This window comes from Synechococcus sp. BMK-MC-1 (assembly GCF_014279955.1).
GTDB lineage: Bacteria > Cyanobacteriota > Cyanobacteriia > PCC-6307 > Cyanobiaceae > Synechococcus_C.
The window spans coordinates 189,684-207,313 of record NZ_CP047939.1 but is presented as its reverse complement, the minus strand read 5'-3'; the positions used below and the strand labels follow the sequence as shown (position 1 = coordinate 207,313).

Annotated in this window: 16 protein-coding genes; 7 read left to right on the top strand and 9 right to left on the bottom strand. The window is 62.4% G+C overall.

Annotation, left to right across the window (positions count from 1 at the left end; all coding sequences use genetic code 11):
• Positions 1-4: 4 nt before the first annotated feature.
• The 4 genes from SynBMKMC1_RS01010 to SynBMKMC1_RS00995 all read right to left on the bottom strand — a co-directional run bounded on the left by SynBMKMC1_RS01010 (position 5) and on the right by SynBMKMC1_RS00995 (position 4,213).
• Positions 5-1,828, bottom strand: coding sequence for an ABC transporter ATP-binding protein (locus SynBMKMC1_RS01010; protein ID WP_186472393.1), 1,824 nt, complete (start codon positions 1,826-1,828; stop codon positions 5-7).
• Positions 1,829-1,907: 79 nt separating this feature from the next.
• Entirely contained in the window at positions 1,908-2,975 is a 1,068-nt protein-coding gene (locus SynBMKMC1_RS01005; protein WP_186472392.1) for a glycosyltransferase, read from the bottom strand.
• Positions 2,972-3,685 (bottom strand): heme oxygenase (biliverdin-producing), encoded by a 714-nt coding sequence (locus tag SynBMKMC1_RS01000; RefSeq protein ID WP_186472391.1) that lies wholly within the window; start codon positions 3,683-3,685, stop codon positions 2,972-2,974. The genes SynBMKMC1_RS01005 and SynBMKMC1_RS01000 overlap by 4 nt, the downstream gene beginning before the upstream one ends.
• A 75-nt stretch (positions 3,686-3,760) precedes the next feature.
• Complete coding sequence (locus SynBMKMC1_RS00995) at positions 3,761-4,213, bottom strand: hypothetical protein (RefSeq protein WP_186472390.1); 453 nt, start codon at positions 4,211-4,213, stop codon at positions 3,761-3,763.
• 71 nt (positions 4,214-4,284) lie between these two features.
• Between SynBMKMC1_RS00995 and SynBMKMC1_RS00990 the strand changes: the two genes are divergently transcribed.
• Positions 4,285-5,589: a ChbG/HpnK family deacetylase gene (locus SynBMKMC1_RS00990; protein WP_186472389.1), complete on the top strand. Its 1,305-nt coding sequence runs from the start codon at positions 4,285-4,287 to the stop codon at positions 5,587-5,589.
• Here the strand turns inward: SynBMKMC1_RS00990 and SynBMKMC1_RS00985 are convergent.
• Positions 5,558-6,514: a glycosyltransferase family 2 protein gene (locus tag SynBMKMC1_RS00985; RefSeq protein ID WP_186472388.1), complete on the bottom strand. Its 957-nt coding sequence runs from the start codon at positions 6,512-6,514 to the stop codon at positions 5,558-5,560. The genes SynBMKMC1_RS00990 and SynBMKMC1_RS00985 overlap by 32 nt on opposite strands.
• Positions 6,515-6,607: 93 nt before the next feature.
• On the opposite strand from SynBMKMC1_RS00985, the gene SynBMKMC1_RS00980 reads away from it, so the two are divergent.
• From SynBMKMC1_RS00980 to SynBMKMC1_RS00970, 4 genes are all read left to right on the top strand, one after another.
• Positions 6,608-8,032: an NADP-dependent isocitrate dehydrogenase gene (locus SynBMKMC1_RS00980; protein WP_186473265.1), complete on the top strand. Its 1,425-nt coding sequence runs from the start codon at positions 6,608-6,610 to the stop codon at positions 8,030-8,032.
• A 27-nt stretch (positions 8,033-8,059) separates the two neighbouring features.
• The gene (locus SynBMKMC1_RS14575) at positions 8,060-8,605 is read left to right on the top strand and encodes a hypothetical protein (protein WP_255486244.1); all 546 of its coding nucleotides are present in this window, start codon (positions 8,060-8,062) and stop codon (positions 8,603-8,605) included.
• A gap of 29 nt (positions 8,606-8,634) precedes the next feature.
• Positions 8,635-9,915, top strand: a complete 1,281-nt coding sequence (locus tag SynBMKMC1_RS00975; protein ID WP_255486243.1) for a hypothetical protein — start codon at positions 8,635-8,637, stop codon at positions 9,913-9,915.
• 64 nt (positions 9,916-9,979) lie between these two features.
• Positions 9,980-11,287, top strand: a complete 1,308-nt coding sequence (locus SynBMKMC1_RS00970; RefSeq protein WP_186472387.1) for a (Fe-S)-binding protein — start codon at positions 9,980-9,982, stop codon at positions 11,285-11,287.
• Here SynBMKMC1_RS00970 and SynBMKMC1_RS00965 read toward each other — a convergent pair.
• A complete protein-coding gene (locus SynBMKMC1_RS00965; RefSeq protein ID WP_186473264.1) occupies positions 11,270-12,688 on the bottom strand; it encodes a four-carbon acid sugar kinase family protein in 1,419 nt (472 codons plus the stop codon). The genes SynBMKMC1_RS00970 and SynBMKMC1_RS00965 overlap by 18 nt on opposite strands.
• A gap of 49 nt (positions 12,689-12,737) precedes the next feature.
• Here SynBMKMC1_RS00965 and SynBMKMC1_RS00960 point away from each other — a divergent pair, with 49 nt between their 5' ends.
• On the top strand, positions 12,738-13,943 hold the full coding sequence (locus tag SynBMKMC1_RS00960) for an FAD-binding oxidoreductase (protein WP_186472386.1): 1,206 nt from the start codon (positions 12,738-12,740) through the stop codon (positions 13,941-13,943).
• Positions 13,944-13,950: 7 nt separating this feature from the next.
• Here SynBMKMC1_RS00960 and SynBMKMC1_RS00955 read toward each other — a convergent pair whose 3' ends face one another.
• Both SynBMKMC1_RS00955 and SynBMKMC1_RS00950 read right to left on the bottom strand, forming a co-directional pair.
• Entirely contained in the window at positions 13,951-14,808 is an 858-nt protein-coding gene (locus tag SynBMKMC1_RS00955; protein WP_186472385.1) for a galactose mutarotase, read from the bottom strand.
• 36 nt (positions 14,809-14,844) lie between these two features.
• The gene (locus SynBMKMC1_RS00950; protein WP_186472384.1) at positions 14,845-15,777 is read right to left on the bottom strand and encodes an alpha/beta fold hydrolase; all 933 of its coding nucleotides are present in this window, start codon (positions 15,775-15,777) and stop codon (positions 14,845-14,847) included.
• Positions 15,778-15,847: 70 nt separating this feature from the next.
• Between SynBMKMC1_RS00950 and SynBMKMC1_RS00945 the strand changes: the two genes are divergently transcribed.
• Entirely contained in the window at positions 15,848-16,153 is a 306-nt protein-coding gene (locus SynBMKMC1_RS00945) for a hypothetical protein (protein ID WP_011932141.1), read from the top strand.
• On the opposite strand, the gene SynBMKMC1_RS00940 is transcribed toward SynBMKMC1_RS00945, so the two are convergent.
• Positions 16,150-17,544 carry a cation:proton antiporter gene (locus tag SynBMKMC1_RS00940; RefSeq protein ID WP_186472383.1) on the bottom strand — a complete coding sequence of 465 codons (1,395 nt, stop codon included), beginning with the start codon at positions 17,542-17,544 and terminating at the stop codon, positions 16,150-16,152. The two genes, SynBMKMC1_RS00945 and SynBMKMC1_RS00940, sit on opposite strands and share 4 nt — an antisense overlap.
• Positions 17,545-17,630: the final 86 nt, after the last annotated feature.

The window sequence follows — 17,630 nt, the reverse complement described above, 5'->3', positions numbered from 1 at the left end:
CACATCAGTCATCGGCGATATCAAGCATGGTCATATCCCTAAAGCTGGGCGACACCTGCTTCAGTGTTTCAAAATCACCGGACGCCAAAATACGGCCCTGGTCGATTTCATAAATCCGATCGCATTTCCGCACTGTCGACAAGCGATGGGCAATCACCACGATCGTGCAGCGACGACCGATGAGGTCTAGCGCTTGCATCACATCGTGTTCTGTTTTGTTATCGAGTGCACTGGTGGCCTCATCGAGAACAAGGAACTGAGCCTGCCTGTAAAACGCACGGGCCAGAGCCAAGCGCTGACGCTGCCCCCCCGACAACTTGACGCCATCCTCTCCGCAAAGGGTGTAGAGGCCGTAGGGCATCTGCGCAACAAAATCGGAGAACTGCGCAGCCTCCAGCGCAGCCCACACTTGGTTGTCATCAACCTCATCCGGATATTCGCAGAAGGCAACGTTCTCGCGGATACTGGCATCGAGGAGTTTGATGTTCTGAGGAACAAAAGCACAGCTTGCCTGCCAGGCAGGTATTTCCTCCTGAGAGACAGGAAGACCGTCGAGAAGAAGATCCCCGCAGGTGGGGGAATACAAACCCAGCAGGAGATGGGCCAGGGTGGTCTTGCCACTGCCCGTGCGCCCAACCAGCGCAATTCTCGATCCCACGGGAATGGACAGGTTGATGTTGTCGAGCACAGACGATTTGGCGTCGGTGTAAGCGAACGACACATCACACAGATCAATCGAGCGGCGCGGCAAGAGGCCATCTGGCGAGGGCACACCAGAATCCCCCAACACAAAACGATCCGGACGCATTTTGAGCAGCTGAATGGCGTCGGTGACCTCGGGCAAACCGCCGCGAAGCTTGTTGATCGATTTGAAGACGGATTGCATTGGGCCTGAAATCCTCAACAACGCCACAAGAACCGTGGCGATCTCCGGTAGTGATTCACGCAACCCTTCGCTGGATCCAGAAAACAGTGCAGGGGCAAGACCAACAGCAAACAAGATTGTGATTCCCGCAGGTTCAATCACAAAGCGTGGGACGTTCGGCAACAAACTGGCCAGGCGGTCATTACGCTTCGCAATCGCGCCTTCCTTCGAAAATCTCTCAACAAAATAAGAATGAGAGGAATACAGCTGGATATCACGCATGGAGCGCAACGACTCCGAGAAAATCACATGCAGGCGACGCGAGTAGCGCGTTTTCTGCCTCAGCGCCAGACGCAGGTAGGGGGTGATCAGCTTCGAAGACAGGGCATAAGCCAACACCAGCAATGAGAAGATCAAGAGCGCCTTGGCACCCAGCACAAATGCAACTCCAAGCAGCAAGGCCATCACGGAGATAAGGCTGCTGGCAATGGCGATCAACGGCGTAATCACTGCACCAGTGACACGGCTGAGAATGCGGTTGAACTTCTCTGAAAGCACTGATGTGCGTTTGCGCATGAAAAACTCATAACGCTGCAGCATCAGATTGCGATAAACCTTATTCACCAGTTCGGCCCAGATATCAGCTGTTAACAACGATTCCAACAACGCCACCCCGAAACGGATGCCCGATGCCAACCAGTAAGCCGCGATCAGCAACACAACAATCCAACCGGCCTGGTCAAACAGACCGCCACCGAAAAATCGAATCCCTGGAATCTGATCGCCGAGCCTGGCCCCGGCCAACAAGCCAACGAGTCGGGCCAGCAAACCGATCAACAGGATGTCGATGATGCCCTGGAACAGGGATGCTGCCAGCACGAAACAGAGAAAGCGAAGGCGCTGTGGTGACAGCTCTTCAAGCAGAAGCTTGAGTTCGTTCCAGGTCTTGCTCTTCAGGGGCATCGACAAATGGCTACGACCACGATCTGTGGAGTGACTTGGCCCTGAACACCCCTTTATTAAAGGGTGTAGCCGATGCCCTTCATCGCCCTGGCAGCCAGCCGGGCAACCGATTGACCACCCTTCGGGCCGCAGCAAGCCAGCGACGGCGACGCAAAGCAGCCAGAGGCACCGATCGCAGGGGGGGCTCAGCCTGAAGGCGGGGCATCAGAGCATCCAGTTCGTTGAGCACCCGCCGCCAACCGTTCACCAGTGCGTCCTCGCTGTAAGGAAACAACAATCGCTCCATCTCCGAAGGGGTGGGTCGCCAGTCCGCAGGTCGGGCGACAGCAGCACTGATTCGGGCCACATCATGCTGCAGGGAACCACAGCCCAATTGATGTCCCATCACCCCAGGCGTGAGGATGTCGGCGAGTGCGTGGTTCAAACTGCTGAACACCACACATCCGCAAGCGCTGGCCTCAAGCGGTGGCAAGCCGAACCCCTCACTGACACCTGCACAACGCCAGTGGTCGGCGGAATCGTAGAGATACACGCTGGCGTTGTTGAACAACGCCACAAGATCATCGACCCAGCCATCCTGAACCTCAACCTTCAGGCCCTGTGCCCGCAGAGCCGGCACGAGCTGATGGAGCACGTAGGCGCTGCTTTTGCGCCGCTGCACCAATACATCGATGGGCCGCGCCCTTTGCTGGAGCGACGCACGCGCCCCGCGTTCAAACCATTGCGGTTCCAGGGCATTGGGAAGCAGAAACAGGGGATTGCGTGGAGCACGATCTCCCCAATACCCAAGGGTGTTTCGGCTCACAGCCGCCACGGGGACACCAGGGGGAAGGTCAAAGCCATACCCCGCGCTGTGCGCTTGGTAAAGCACAGCACGGCCTCGCAGACGCCGCAGCAGAGCCGGCACATCAAAGCCCCAGCTCACAATCCATAGACCCTGACCAGGAGCTGGCTCTGCCCGCAGCACGTCCGCAAGGAACGGCTCGGAGCCACTGCGCTCTCGGTAGGTCACCACCTGCGTTGGCCTGAGATCAGACAGCAAGCGAGCGGTCTGCAAGGCAACGCTCAATCCGCCACAACGAAAACGGGTCCCGGTGCCTGGCACCAGAACCCGAATGCGTTGGGCGTCGGCTCCCGATGGAATCAAGCAGCCACAGCCTCGGTGCTACCAGCACGCTGACGGCGGGTGAGGAAGCCGAAGAGCACCTTGCCGATCGCGGCCACCAGGTTGCCCTCCAGTTCCTGGAACATCTTCATGTTCAGGTGGAAGGCATGGTTGGCCTCTTCCACCATGCGATCGGCCATCGCCTGATCAATCGGCAGCTGATCCATCGCAGCGCGATAGGTGGTCTTAAAGGCTTTCTCGTCGGCGATCTCAGGAAAGGAATAGAAGTGCAGCCCGTCGTTCCCGCCGAGGTTCATCGCTTTTTGGGCAATGTTCTTGAGGATTTGCCCACCGGACAGGTCGCCCAGGTAGCGGGTGTAGTGATGGCCCACCAGCAGCTCCGGAGACTCTTTGGCCACCTGGCGGATACGGTCCACATACACCTCGGCCGCAGGGGTTGCCTTGATCTGCTGAAGCCAATCAGCCCCGTAGTAATAGGCCAGATCCTGCTCGAGGGCCTCACGGCGGTTCAGTTCGCTGAAGGCGATGGGGGCGATCACGGGGTGATCGACCAACCGTGCCATCTCTTCTTCCATCGCGGCGTACACGAAGTAGAGATCAGCCACCAGCGTGCGGTAGCTGCCCTTGTCCACCACACCTTTCAGGAAGCAGCTCACGAATCCGGTGTTTTCAGCCATGGTGTGCGACTTCTTCGTTCCTTCACGGAGCTGGGAAGCGAGAGCGACGGACATCGGACAGATCTCGTGGTCATTGAGAGCAACCTTAAAAGCGATTTCAGTGATGACGGTGCAAAGGGTTGCGAAGGGTTACGCCGCCGTATCCGACGCTGCAGGATCCTCAAAAAGAATGAAGAGCTCGCGGCAGATCTCACGCAACTGGTGAACCTGCTCCTGCCGAGGGAGATGGGAGCCCTCTGGCTGCCAATCGCCCATGGTCGCCAGACGCCAGCGCTCACCATCAAAAGTCATGCCTCGCATCAACACGCCGAGGAGCTCAGGAGGCGACTGGGAATCGCCCTTGGCAACACCCTTCAGCCGCAGTTGCAGGAGCAGACTGCGGCACTCCAGGCGTGGGCTCCAGCCAGGAAAATGAAAGGAGAGATCAAGGGTTTCCTCCTCCAGCCAGTGACGGGTCTGGGGATCATCCCTCCAGGGGCTGAGATTGGCGCGGGCGGCAGGAAAACGCTGCTTAACAAGCGTCACCGCCGAGGCCAGAGCCTGCACCAGTCCCACGCTGTTCACGGCATCGGCTGCGTTCACCCGCCTCAGATCAGTGTTCTCAGGTTGAATGCTGATGACCTCCCGCGCCAGCAGCCGTTACGGTTGCAACCATGATCCCAAGGTCTCTCAGCACCCGACTCAGCCTGTACGGACTGGTTGGGGTCGGTGCCGCGGCCGTGCATGCGCTGGCACTGCTGGTTCTCGGAGGCCTGATGCCGTTATGGCTGGCCAACCCTCTGGCCTTCCTTGCCGCATCCCTGGCGAGCTATCTCGGCCACTCCCGCTTTACGTTCCAACCCGAAACCGGCGGCCAGCGTTTCGCCCGCCGTTGGTTGATCCTTCAGTACGTCGTCAACCTCACCGTCAGCGGTGTGCTTCCCCTGGCTCTGCCTGGATGGCTTCCCTCTGGCGCTGAAGTGGCTGTGCTGGTGTTCACGCCAACGGTGCTGAATGCGCTGATCTGGTCGAAAGCTGCCCGCTTCAGCTTGCAGCGCCGCCAGGGGGAACGCGTGATTCCGCTCCGCCATGCCGATGATCTCGGCCTCAGCCAGGCTGCGAACACGGCAATTTTGGCTCTGGCGCAGGCCGGGCAGCTGGATGGAACCAGTCTTCTGGTGAACGGTCCGGCCGCCTCAGAGGGCGCCGAAGCCTGGCGTTCCCTGACGGAACACCGACCAACCCTGCAGCTCTGTCTCCATCTCTGCCTCACCGAAGGACCATCGAGTGCTGTCCCCGAATTGATTCCCGATCTGGTGAATCGCCAAGGCCATCTGCACCGGTCTTTTGGATCCTGGCTGCTCCTCTCACTGCTGCCGCGCCGCCATCCCGAGCGCGTGAGGGTTGTTGCCCAGCTGAGACGCGAAATCGACGCGCAAATTAGACAGTTTCAAGCCTTGGGCGGGCACGGGTCCATCGCCCTGGATGGCCACCAACACATCCACCTTGTGCCTGTGGTGCTCGAGGCTGTTCTGGACCGTGCTCATTCAGCAGGCATCACCTGGGTGCGCAGCACCGATGAACCCTTGCCCACCGGGCTTCCCTTGCGCTGCTGGTGGCAAGCCTGCCGCGATGCAGGGCTGCTCAAGTGGTTGATTTTGCAGCTGCTCAGCTGGCGTGCGCGAGCCCACCTTCAGCGCTGCGGACTGAGCACCAACGCGGGGTTCGCTGGCGTGCTGTTCACCGGGCACATGGCGGGTGCACCGCTTCTGGCTGCCTGGAGGGAACTCAGCAGCCTGGGCGCCAAGGCCCAGCACACAGCGCCACTGTTGCTGGCCCATCCCGGTGCTCCCCTGGATCAAAACCTTGCTGATGCTGGATTTACGGTCTCCCAAGCTTTCGCCGCTTCCCCTTGGCGGCAAAGAGAGTGGCGCGCCCTTGCAACGCTCACGCCCCTCCCTGATCAATCGAGCGGATGAAGTAGTGCGGCCGAGCCTTCGACTCCACGTAAATGCGGCCGATGTAGTCACCGAGCACCCCGATACCGATCAACTGAATGCCGCCCAAAAACAGCACGGCAACCATCAAGGAGGCGTAACCGGGGACATCGCGGCCCACAAGAGCCGTACGCAGAGCGATCACCAACGCATACAACAGGCTGATTCCCGAGACCAGAACCCCGAGGCCTGTCCACACCTTGAGAGGCAGCACTGAAAAGGAAAAAATCCCATCGAAGGCATAGCCGATCAGCTTGAGGGGGCTCCAGGAGGTCGTGCCTCCAACCCGGCTGACCCGCTGATAAGACAATTCCACACTGCGATAGCCCGTCCAGGGCAGCAGGCCTTTGGAGAAGCGACTCGACTCGCGCAAGCGGGTGAACGCGTCCACGACAGCAACATCAAGCAGCCGGTAATCACCAGCCCCCTCCTGCAACTGAATGGAATCCACCACCTTGTTGAACACCCAGTAGAACCAGGAGGCGCTCAACACCTTCAAACGCGACTCCTGATCGCGGTCATCGCGCACCGCCGTCACCACCTCGGCCCCAGCGCGCCATTCCGACACCATGGCCTCGATCAACTCGGGCGGGTGCTGAAGGTCGGAGTCGATCAGCACCGCCGCCTCGCAGCGCTCGCGCACATGGTCCAAGCCCGCGAGCATGGCGGCTTCCTTGCCGAAATTGCGGGTGAGTTCGAGCAGGGTGACCGGAACCGGCACGCCCAGGCTGCGGCGCTGCCTTAAGAAAGCGCGGATCTGATCGCGGGTGGCATCCCTGGAGCCATCGTCGATCAGCACCAGATGGTCCACACCGGGAACAGCCAGCACCCGCTCGATGAAGCGGACGATCACAGCCTCTTCGTTGAAACAGGCTGCAACCACCCACACACCATTACGGTTCGTCATCGGACGAGCGGCCATATTTCGGAAGAACTGTAAGGATTGCACCTCAAGTCATAGGCTCGCCACCACGTGATGCCGCGAGGCGGCGATTCAGCCATGGCCCAGTTCGAGAAGCTCACCGCCCCCAGCCAGGGCACACCGATCCGCTTCGAGAACGGTCAACCCGTGGTAGCCGACAACCCGATCATCCCCTTCATCCGCGGTGATGGCACCGGCGTTGACATCTGGCCTGCCACCCAGAAAGTGCTGGATGCGGCCGTGGCCAAGGCCTACGGCGGAGCCAAAACGATTGAGTGGTTCAAGGTGTATGCCGGCGATGAGGCCTGCGACCTCTACGGCACCTATCAGTACCTGCCCGAAGACACCCTCGAAGCGATCCGCACCTACGGCGTGGCCATCAAGGGCCCCCTCACCACCCCCGTGGGTGGCGGCATCCGCTCGCTGAACGTGGCCCTGCGCCAGATCTTCGATCTGTATTCCTGCGTGCGTCCTTGCCGGTATTACGAGGGCACCCCCAGCCCCCACAAGCGTCCTCAGGATCTCGACGTGATCGTGTACCGGGAGAACACCGAAGACATCTACATGGGTGTGGAGTGGGAGGCCGATGACGCCGTTGGTCAGGAGCTGCGCAAGCACCTCAACGAGGTGGTGATCCCCGCCAACGGCAAGCTGGGCAAACGCCAGATCCCCGAAGGCTCCGGCATCGGCATCAAGCCGGTGAGCAAGCACGGCAGCCAGCGCCACATCCGCAAAGCGATTCAGCACGCCCTGCGCCTGGAAGGCGACAAGCGCCACGTCACCCTGGTGCACAAGGGCAACATCATGAAGTTCACGGAAGGGGCCTTCCGCGATTGGGGCTACGAGCTAGCCACCACCGAATTCCGCGACGTGTGCATCACCGAGCGGGAGAGCTGGATTCTCGGCAACCTCGAGAAGGATCCAGGCCTGAGCGTGCAGGCCAATGCCCGCATGATCGAGCCGGGCTACGACAGCCTCACCCCCGAGAAGAAGGCCGACATCGACGCCGAGGTGCAGGCCGTGATCGACGCCATCGGCAGCAGCCATGGGGGCGGCAAGTGGAAGCAGATGGTGCTGGTGGATGACCGCATCGCCGACAGCATTTTCCAGCAGATCCAGACCCGGCCTCAGGAGTATTCGATCCTGGCCACCCTCAACCTCAACGGCGACTACATCTCCGATGCCGCCGCGGCCATGGTGGGCGGCCTAGGCATGGCCCCCGGGGCCAACATCGGCGAAACCGCCGCCATCTTTGAAGCCACCCATGGCACCGCCCCGAAGCACGCCGGCCTCGATCGCATCAACCCCGGTTCCGTGATCCTCAGCGGCGTGATGATGCTGGAATTCCTGGGTTGGCAGGAGGCTGCCGACCTGGTGACCAAGGGCCTGAGCGCCGCCATCGCCGACAAACAGGTCACCTACGACCTGGCCCGACTGATGGAGCCCCAGGTGGATCCGGTGAGCTGCAGTGGCTTTGCCGACGCAATCATTCAGCGGTTCTGAATCAAGCCTGATCGATCGACACAAGCCATGGACGATCAAGACAACAATCCCCATGGCTTGCTCGGACGTGCTGCTCGCAGAACACTTCTGATCACCCTGGCCAGCATCAGCAGCCTGGGCTTGGGTTGCTGGGCCTGGATGCAACGCAACCGGCGTTTGCTTCCCTTACCAGACAGCGACGCTGGACATGATCTGCTGAGCAAGTATCAAGAGCTGACGCATCACCTCTGGCTGATCGCGCTGCTGCTCGCTGTGGGGTTTCTGAGCTGCCGGGTTCAGAGCAACAGACAGCGCGAGGCACGCACAGGGAATCACACAAGCACCAGTCCGGTTGAAGCCTGCCTTCGGTTGATTCGCAACAATCCAATCACCACGGTTCTGATCATTGCCTACACCGTGGCCATGATTTCCGGCACGACATACCTCTACAAGGATCTGGTTGGTTGGTACCCCGATCTCACAAAGGGATATTTTCTCGACAATTTTGCCGTGCGGGAGAGCTTCATCGATGAGACCATGCGGCGCACGGATTATCGCTTTTCCCGCTTGCCCACCAGGACCTCCACATTCTGAGCTGGTTCACGATTCACATCAAAACCTGAATGCTTGTCAGCGCGGCCGAACTGATTGGCATCCTGCTATTGAGCATCCAATTCCTCAACAGCCTGGATGCAGGGAAAGCAGCCAAACAATCCACCATTCTTCTGCTGACCTCCCTCTTTCTGATCCACCCGTCAACAGGAACAGCATTTTTCCATGTGATCTACTGCGAGCGACTGCTCTGCCTCGTGTTCATGCTCTATATCACCGCGAATTGCTCCTATCGCATTACCAATCAAGCATCATTCTTTTATCTCACCCTTCTGTGGGCACTGATTGGCATCTTTATCAAAGACATCGCCATCGTTCTCTTTGTCACTCCCGCCGCGAGTCTCTGGCTGGCGGACTGGATCCAAAACAGGAAAGCCACAAGCTGCACTCACACACTTGAGCACTGGATCATTAGCCTGAGCCTGGTCTTCGCGGCGAGCTACATCGTTTTAGCGCTGATCCCCAGCAGCTTCGCGGGGGGCGACGCTTACAACGACAATGCCCCACAAACTCTGGTTCTCGACGTTCGCTGCTACCTGTTCGCAGCCATCGCCATGATCAGAGCATGGGGCATCGCCAAAGGGCGGCTCACCTTCTCGATTCTGGATTCAATCAACCTCACGGCTGTCGCTTATGCCATCGCCCTTGGCGTCACCTATGCATTCGACGCAAACAGCTATTTATCCCTGCCCTTTCAGTTGATTGCAACGATCAATCTGGGATGGGCCTGGATGCAACTGATCGAAACCAACCCCCGCATTCCAAAGCAACAGAGCCTCAAGATCACAGCAGCAGCGTCAGCATCCGCAATGATCATCGCTGTGGATCACAGGATGACAAGCCCGAACTTCACCGAAACGATTAACACACAAAAAGCACACCAAGCCTCCACACAAGCAACTTACGAAAAACTGGATCGCGTCAGCAGAAAACTCCGCGAATCGAAGACCAACATCAATCTCATTATCAGCCAGGATTCGTCTCTTTCAGCAAAACGCCACCTCAACCGCATACCCTACCGATCTTTGATCGAATACGAACCTGAGCGCAAGCAATACATCATCAAAGACGGAGCCAACAAAGGCTCCATCCACACGCCTCAGGAAGGAGATATTATCGCCAATATCGATAAAAACATCGATTCATTGAGTCCAATTCTGAAGACCCTGCAAACAGAATTGATCTACCGGCACAACCCCAGCGATCGCAGCGGTGTGATTTTCAGAGTGACAGGCATCAAGCCTTCTGGGACCGTCAACCCGCCAGTTGGCGACGAAATGCCAATCCCTTGAGTCGCCAGCGAAGAACAGCCTTCAAAATGGCGTGATGAGCTTGCAGCCGAGCTTTCCAACCGAGATGCAGACTCTACCTGGCCTCCCAGACGGTGTCACCGACCCCTGCGTGCACTGCGGCTTCTGCCTGCCCACCTGCGCGAGCTACCGGGTGCTCGGCACGGAGATGGATTCCCCCCGCGGCCGTATCCACACCCTTAAAGCGATTGAAGCGGGTGAGCTCGCGCTCGATGCCACCGTGGCGTCCCACTTCGACAGTTGCCTGGGGTGCTTCGCCTGTGTGAGCGCCTGCCCCTCCGGCGTGCGCTACGACCAGCTGATCGAAGCCACCCGGCCGAAACTGAACAGCGCGGAGCTGCGCAGCCCCTGGCAACAGACCTTCCGGCAGCTGCTGCTGGCGGTGCTGCCCTATCCCAGCCGCCTGCGCGCTCTGCTCACCCCCTTGCGGGCCTATGCGGGAGGGCCGCTGCAGACCCTGGTCCGGCGCAGCGGCCTCACCCGCCTGCTCGGGCCCCAACTCGAAGCCATGGAAGCGCTGCTGCCGCCCCTGGCAGCGGGAGGCTTCGCCGATCGCTTCCCGCTGGTGACAGCGGCCCAAGGCGAACGCCGCGGCCGCGTGGGCCTGGTGTTGGGCTGCGTGCAGCGCTGCTTTGACCCTCAGGTGAATGCAGCCACCCTGGCTGTTTTGCAAGCCAATGGCTTCGAGGTGGTGGTCCCTGCCGACCAGGGCTGCTGCGGTGCGGTCAGCCATCACCAGGGACAGATGGAGCAGACCCGCTCCCTCGCTAGTGATCTGGTGCGCAGCTTCGCGGCGGCCGCAGGACCCGAGGGGCTCGATGCCGTGCTGGTGGCCGCATCGGGCTGCGGCCACACGCTGAAGGCCTATGGCGAACTCCTCGGTGACGAGCAAAACAGCTTCTCCTGCCCCGTGCTCGACGTGCATGAATTTCTTGCAGCACGGGGCCTGTCGGCGTCGTTCCGCGCTGCTTTGCAGCCTCTGCCGATCACCGTGGCTTATCACGACGCCTGCCACATGATCCATGGGCAGGGCATCAGCAGCGAGCCGCGGTCGTTGCTGCGCAGCATCCCCGACCTGCAGCTGCGGGAGGCCACGGAAGCCGGGGTGTGCTGCGGCAGTGCCGGGATCTACAACCTGGTGCAACCCCAGGAAGCAGCTGAACTGGGGCAGCTCAAGGTGGAGGATCTCAGCCGCACCGGCGCCAGCGTGATCGCCAGCGCCAACATCGGCTGCAGCCTGCAACTGCGTCGCCACCTGCAACAGGACGGGCCGGAGGTGCGGCATCCGATGGAGTTACTGGCCCGCGCCGCTGGGCTGAGCCTGGAGTCAACGACCTCAGCCGACGCCGCCTGAACCCGCCTCCATCAAGCGCCAAGCCTGCGCCAGGGTGTTGCGGTCCCCCAGATTTCCCGGGAAGGTCACGATCGGCAGGTCATGCCAGGGCAACCCTGCAGGCACCCAAGGCCTCACCAGTGACAACCCAGGCAGCAACTGCCCTTCGAGCTGAACGGCCTCCAGCTGCAGACCCTCCGCCAGCAGGGTGCCGGTGGTGATGCCGCCCTTGCTGATCACATAACCCAACTGCGGTGCGCATGCCGCCACAAGGCGGGCGGTGAGCTGGGCCAGGGCCAGACCAAACTGCCGGCGCCGGCGCTGAGCCGAAGCGCCCCCGCCGAACGTGAGTTCACCGCGGCTGGTGTAAAGCACCGGTGTGCGTCCCTGGGCCAGACAGCCCTGGAGGTGCTCCCCCCACTCCTGCTCAAGATCAGCCAGCAGCAGATCCGGCGTGCCCCCCTCCAGCACCCGAGCAATCCGAGCGACGGGAAGCTCCAGGCCGGCGCATCGGCCATCCTTGAGCAGCTCGGCCAGCTGCGCATCGGCCAGGGGCACATGGGACCCCACCAGCACCAGACCGGGCAAGGCCACGCCCCTTGAATCCAGGCAACGCAGATTGGCCAGCGCAGGCGCAGACAAGGGCTGGGGCCCCAGGGGCTCCTCGCCAGCATTCACCAGCCCATTGATCAGGCTGGCAGCGGCGCGGAACAACAAACGCTTGCGCCCCTGCAACCGGCGCACCGCAGCGCCGAGGGCATCCAGCTGCTCGGGGCGCTCCGCATCCACCACCACCGACACGTTGCCCTGCAGCGCCTGCAACCAAGCCAGCAACTCCTCAGCCCCCGCGGAGGGTGCATCAGCGGCCCGATCGAGCAGGTCTCCCCCCAGCCGCAGCACCGCTTGCGCCGGAATCGTTCCTCCGCTCTTTTCTTCCAGCCAGGCATCGAGAGCACTGGTGCTGAAGCCGAAGCTTCGGTCTTGGGCGAAGGCCGTGGTGTGCACCGGTTCGCCATGCAGCAGGTGCACCCCATCCACGGTGGTGCGCCCCCCTGGCAGAAAGGCCGGCACATGCAAGGTGGCATCCACAGGTCCAAAACGAGCTTCCAGCTCCTCGGCGAGAACGGCCGGTTCGAGCACGCCGTGGCCGCGCAACGTGGAATCGCCCCGACTCACCAGCAGGAGATCGGACTCGGGGATGGCCTCAGCCTCCAAAGCCTGTTGGAGGGCATCCACGATCTCCCGGTTGCGCTCAGCCGCCGCATCAGCCGAGAGCGCACGGGTATTGGCGAGAACAAACAGCAGCGGCGAGCGATGGCGCAGGCCCCGGCGCAGGCTGTCCACATCCCAGCGCAACAACAGCGGGCAGCTGTGCACCGTCTGCGACCCAGTGGGATCGTCGTCGATCACAACGATGGTCATGGCACGATCATGGCGCGCAACGGATCCGACCATCACTGATTCAGCACCAATGGTCCACTCCGAAACGCTGCTGCAGCCGCAGAGCGAAGCCGAGCTGAGCGCCCTGGTGCGCGACCTGCATGCCAGTGGCCGTCCCTGGACGCCGGCGGGCCTAGCAACCCGCCTGCACTGGGGAGCGCCACTGCAGCAGGCCGGACCGGCCGTGAGCACCCGTCGGTTGAACGGAATCATCGACCACGCCGTGGATGACCTCACGATCACCGTGGAGGCCGGGTTGCCCCTGGCCGATCTGCAGCACGCCCTGGCCGAGCGCGGGCAGTGGCTGCCGGTGGACTGGCCCTGGGGCACGGCAGCGGACCTGGGGAGCAGCGCCGGAACGGTGGGCGGGTTGGTGGCCCGAGGACTCTCCGGCAGCTTGCACCAGCGCCATCTGGGAGTGCGCGATCAACTGATCGGCATCCGCCTGATGCGCAGCGATGGCGTTGCCGCCAAGGCCGGCGGGCGGGTCGTGAAAAACGTGGCCGGCTACGACCTGATGCGGCTGCTCTGCGGCAGCTGGGGCAGCCTGGCCCTGATCACGGGGGTGACGCTGCGGGTACAGCCCATCCGCATGGCGCGAGGCCAGTTGCTGGTGCGAGGAGAGCCCTCCGCCCTCGAGCCACTGCGGCAGGCGGTAGTGGCGGGAGGCTTCACGCCCGACTGGATCGACTGGGACCAGAACGAGGCTGAGGGCTGCTGCCTGCGCTTGGGAGTGGCCAGCATCAGTGATGCCGCTGTGCACGACCAGCTCCATCAGATCGAGGCCTTGGCTGGTGCGCAGAACCTCGGCAGCGAGCGCCAGAGCTGGAGCGATCCGCTGCCCGATCCGATCGCTCCCGGATGCGATCCAGCCTGGTTGCTGCGCCTCAACCTGCCGCCGGCCCGTTGCGCCGAACTGCTGGCCAGTGCCAGCTGCCATCAACTCCCAGGCTGGTGTTGGCGCCTCAGTGCCGGACGGGGCAGCGGTGATGCCTGGCAGGTGCAGGGTCCAGCCACCCCCGCCTACGCGATCGCAGCCTTGCGCCGGCACGTGAGCGACCTTGGAGGCGAGCTCACGGTGCTGATTCAACCGTCAGGGGCGGAGCACCAACCAGAGCTCGAGGCCTGGTTGGATGCTCCCTCCCGCCCCCTGATCGAGGCCGTGAAAAGACAGTTCGACCCCAGACTGCAACTGGCGCGAGGCCGCCTGCCAGGGGTGGCCACACCCCTTAGCTGAGACGTTCTCAGCTCAGCGCGTAGCGGCAGGTGAGGGTGCTGCTCTGGCCGGCTGCCAGTTCGAGCTTGCGGTCACCACTGATCAGGGATTGGCGCGGCCCCGTCCAGGGTTCAAGGCACACCATCGGACGGGGAGGCTCGGTCCACACCACGGTGAGGTCCATCGGTTCGTGGTGCTGGAGCTGCAGTCGGGTGCCAGCCGCGGTGTCCACCAGGGTCACCGGCCCGGAGGGACGGGTGAGGAAGTCCACGCCGTCGGGCAGACGGCTGAGCTGGGATGCCGTCTCGGCATCGGCCATCTCCAGGTGGTTGAGGCAGCGGGTTGCGAGCCCCTCGAGCTGGGTCTGGGCCAGGTCGGTCACGTTGAAATAGGGATGCAGACCGAAGCTGAAGGGCATGGCCTCGCCGCCTTCCGCCGAGGTGTTGGTGACCGTGGTCACGATCTCCAGCGCTGAGGCGACGGGGCGCACGTCCATCTGCACCCGGAAGGCGAAGGGATAGGCCGTCCGGGTTTCGGGGGTGTCCACCAGGCTGAGCCGCACACCACTTTGATCGTCGAGCAGCTCGATCGTCCAGGGAAGGTTGCGGGCAAAGCCGTGCTGTTTGAGGGTGTAAGTGCCGCTGGCCCGAGGAAGGCTGTCGTCGGGCAGGTTGCCGCAGATGGGGAACAACACGGGAATGCCGCCGCGGATGCTCTTGGCAGGGTCGGCGTAGCGCTCCTGATCGAAATAGAGCACTTCGCGGCCGTTGCAGAGCCACTCACTCACCAAACCGCCGCGCTCCGGCACGATGCGCAAACGATCGCCACTGCTGGGATGCACATACTCCCAGTGGGCGTAGGGAGCGGACTGCTGGCGGAAGGTCATGGCCACAGGACTTGCACACCCAAGATTGGCCGGAAATTACCGGGCTGGCTGCAGATCCAAGGTGTTCTCGCCAACACGGGCTGCCAGCCAGTCCAGCAAGGCCCGGTTCACCTGATCGGGAACCTCATCGTGGGGGCAATGGCCGGCGTCGAGCACCACTTCGGTGGTGTTCTCCGGAGCATGGCGCTGGAAGCTCGAACGCCGTCCGGCGGCATTGATCCAGGGATCGCGGATCCCCCACAGCAGCAGCAACGGCGCCTGCAGGTGGGCAAACAGCTCATCGAGGGGCTGGCCGCGGGGGATGTCGAACACGGTGCGGAACACCCCGAAGGCTCCCGGATCCAGCGACGGGCGGCGGATCGACTCCACGAGCCAATCATCCACATTGGTCTTGTCGATGTACACCTGCCGCAGGGTGCGGCGGATGGTGGCGGGCCGACGCAGATTTTCAAACAACAACCGCTGCAGCACCGGACTCTTCAGCAAGGCAGAACCGATGGTGCGCCGGGCGATCGCCCCCCACCCCCCCGGGCTGGCGGTCTGTTCGTCGCTGAAGGGACCTGCGGCATTGAGCAGCACCACCCCAGCGGCCTGGTCTCCAAGCGCGGCACCGGCCGCCAAGGCGGCAAAGCCCCCCAGGGAATTGCCGGCGATCACCGTGGGGCGGCCAATGCGCTCCTGCACATACGCCACCAGCTGATCGCGCCAGAGCGCACCGCCGTAGCTGAGTGCTGCGGGTTTGGCGCTGCGTCCGAACCCGAGCAGATCCACGGCATGCACCTCATGGGTCTGAGCCAGCACAGGAATGTTGTGCCGCCAGTGATCCGTGGAGGCACCGAAACCATGCACCAAGAGCAGGGCAGGGCGCTCCTTCACCTGGGGGTTCTGGGCCGGGTCATCGCCCGCGCACAGACCGTGCACGGCATGGCCCCGGAACTGCCACCACGCTGCCTGGTCGTTGCTCACCACACCTACCGCTTCGGACCGCGATGCTAGGCATCCCGTTCTTGCGGTGGTCCACCGGGCCGCCAGACCTGCGATGTACGACGACAGCGTCAGCCCATTGCTTCAGGGAGCCACCCTCAGCGGTGGATTGTTCTGGGCGTTGGCCCTCTACCTTCCGCTCAGCGGACCCTTGAGCCGGTTTGAAGCGAGCCTGGAAGGGGGCCCGCTGAATGAATCGTGGCGTCAGGCCGCCCTGGTGATCAGCAGCCTGCTCCTGGCCTTGGCCGTGGGAGTGGTAACGCAGCTGATCCTGGCCTGGGCCCTCGGACCAGGCTGGGCCTCCAGCCTGGCGTTGATCAGCATCGGCTGGGGGCTGTTCATCAGCCTGGCCCGGCGTTAAAGCAGGCCCACCGGCTCGGCAGCCACATCATCGCTGACGCTGTCGCCGTCGTCAGGCTTGTTGCCGCCAATTACGAGGCGCAGCAGCACGGGTGCCAGGAAGGTGGTGCCGATCACCATCAAGAGGATGGCTGCCTCCAGCGAGGGGGACAGCAGCTTGGCGCTGGTGCCCAGACCCAGGAAGATCAGGCCCACTTCGCCGCGGGGCATCATCCCCAGACCCACCACCAAGCGGCGGGTGGGCTGCTTGCTGAGGAAGGCCCAGCCAGCGGCAATTTTGCCGATCACGGCAACCACAAACAGGAAGCCAGCGACCACCAGCGCCGTGCGGCTGGAGGGGTCAGACGGATTGATCACTGAGAGATCCATACCGGCGCCCACCAGCACGAAGAAGATGGTGGCGAACAGGGTCACGATCGGCAGCACCGCCTGCTGAATGGCGTGATTGTGTTTGGAGCTGCTGAGAATCAGACCTGCCGCGAACGCGCCGAGAGCAGCTTCAAGGCCGATGGCCGTGGCGGTGAAGCAGCTCAGGGCCAGGATCACAAACGACGCCACCAACACTTCACCGGGTGCCTTGAGCTTGTCGATCATCCAGTCGAAGGCCGGAGCAGCGGTGCGGCTGAGGCCAATGGCAGCCACCACGAACACTGCAGCAGCAGCCACGAGCTTCACGATCGGGCCGATTTCCAGGTTGCCGCCGGAGGCCAGAGCCACCACCACGGCCAGGATCACGATGCCGAGGATGTCGTCGAGTACGGCGGCGCCGATCACAATCTGCCCCTCCCGGGTTTTGAGGAAGCCGAGTTCACCGAACACGCTGGCGGTGATGCCGATGCTCGTGGCCGTCATCGAGGCGCCGGCAAAGATCGCCGGAATGGCATCCACATGGAAGATGGCCATCAGTCCCCAGGTGCCAAAGGCAAAGGGGAGCACCACACCCGCCACAGCCACGGTGAACGCCTGGGCGCCAACGGCGATCAGCTCCTCCAGTTCACTCTCCAGGCCGGTGAGAAAGAGCAGGGCGTAAAGCCCGAGCTCGGCCACCGCTTCCAGCGAGGGGAAGCTCTCGTTGTAGATCTCCGGCACAGCATCCGGGGGGACATTCACCAGGCCGCTCACCAGGCTGATCACCCCATTGCTGAGCTCCACTTGCGTTTCCGGCGGCACCAACAGGTGCAAACCAGAGGCACCGATCAGCACCCCGGCGAGCAGTTCCCCAAGGATCGTGGGCAGCTGAAGGCGCACCAGCACCTCCGCCAGCACGCGCGCGGCCACGAAGATCAGGGCGAAACGGGCCACCCCGATCAGGGTTTCGGCCATTTCAAGATCGTGGGCAGAAATTTCCCCAAGCAAGGGCATCAGCAGGGGCGGCATCGCAGTAGCGAGCATCGGAATCGTTGGGGCCTCTCCCGCGGACCTTATCCGTAAACGGGGTTTTGCACCGCATGCCCCCCTGCCGAACCGACGTGCGATGG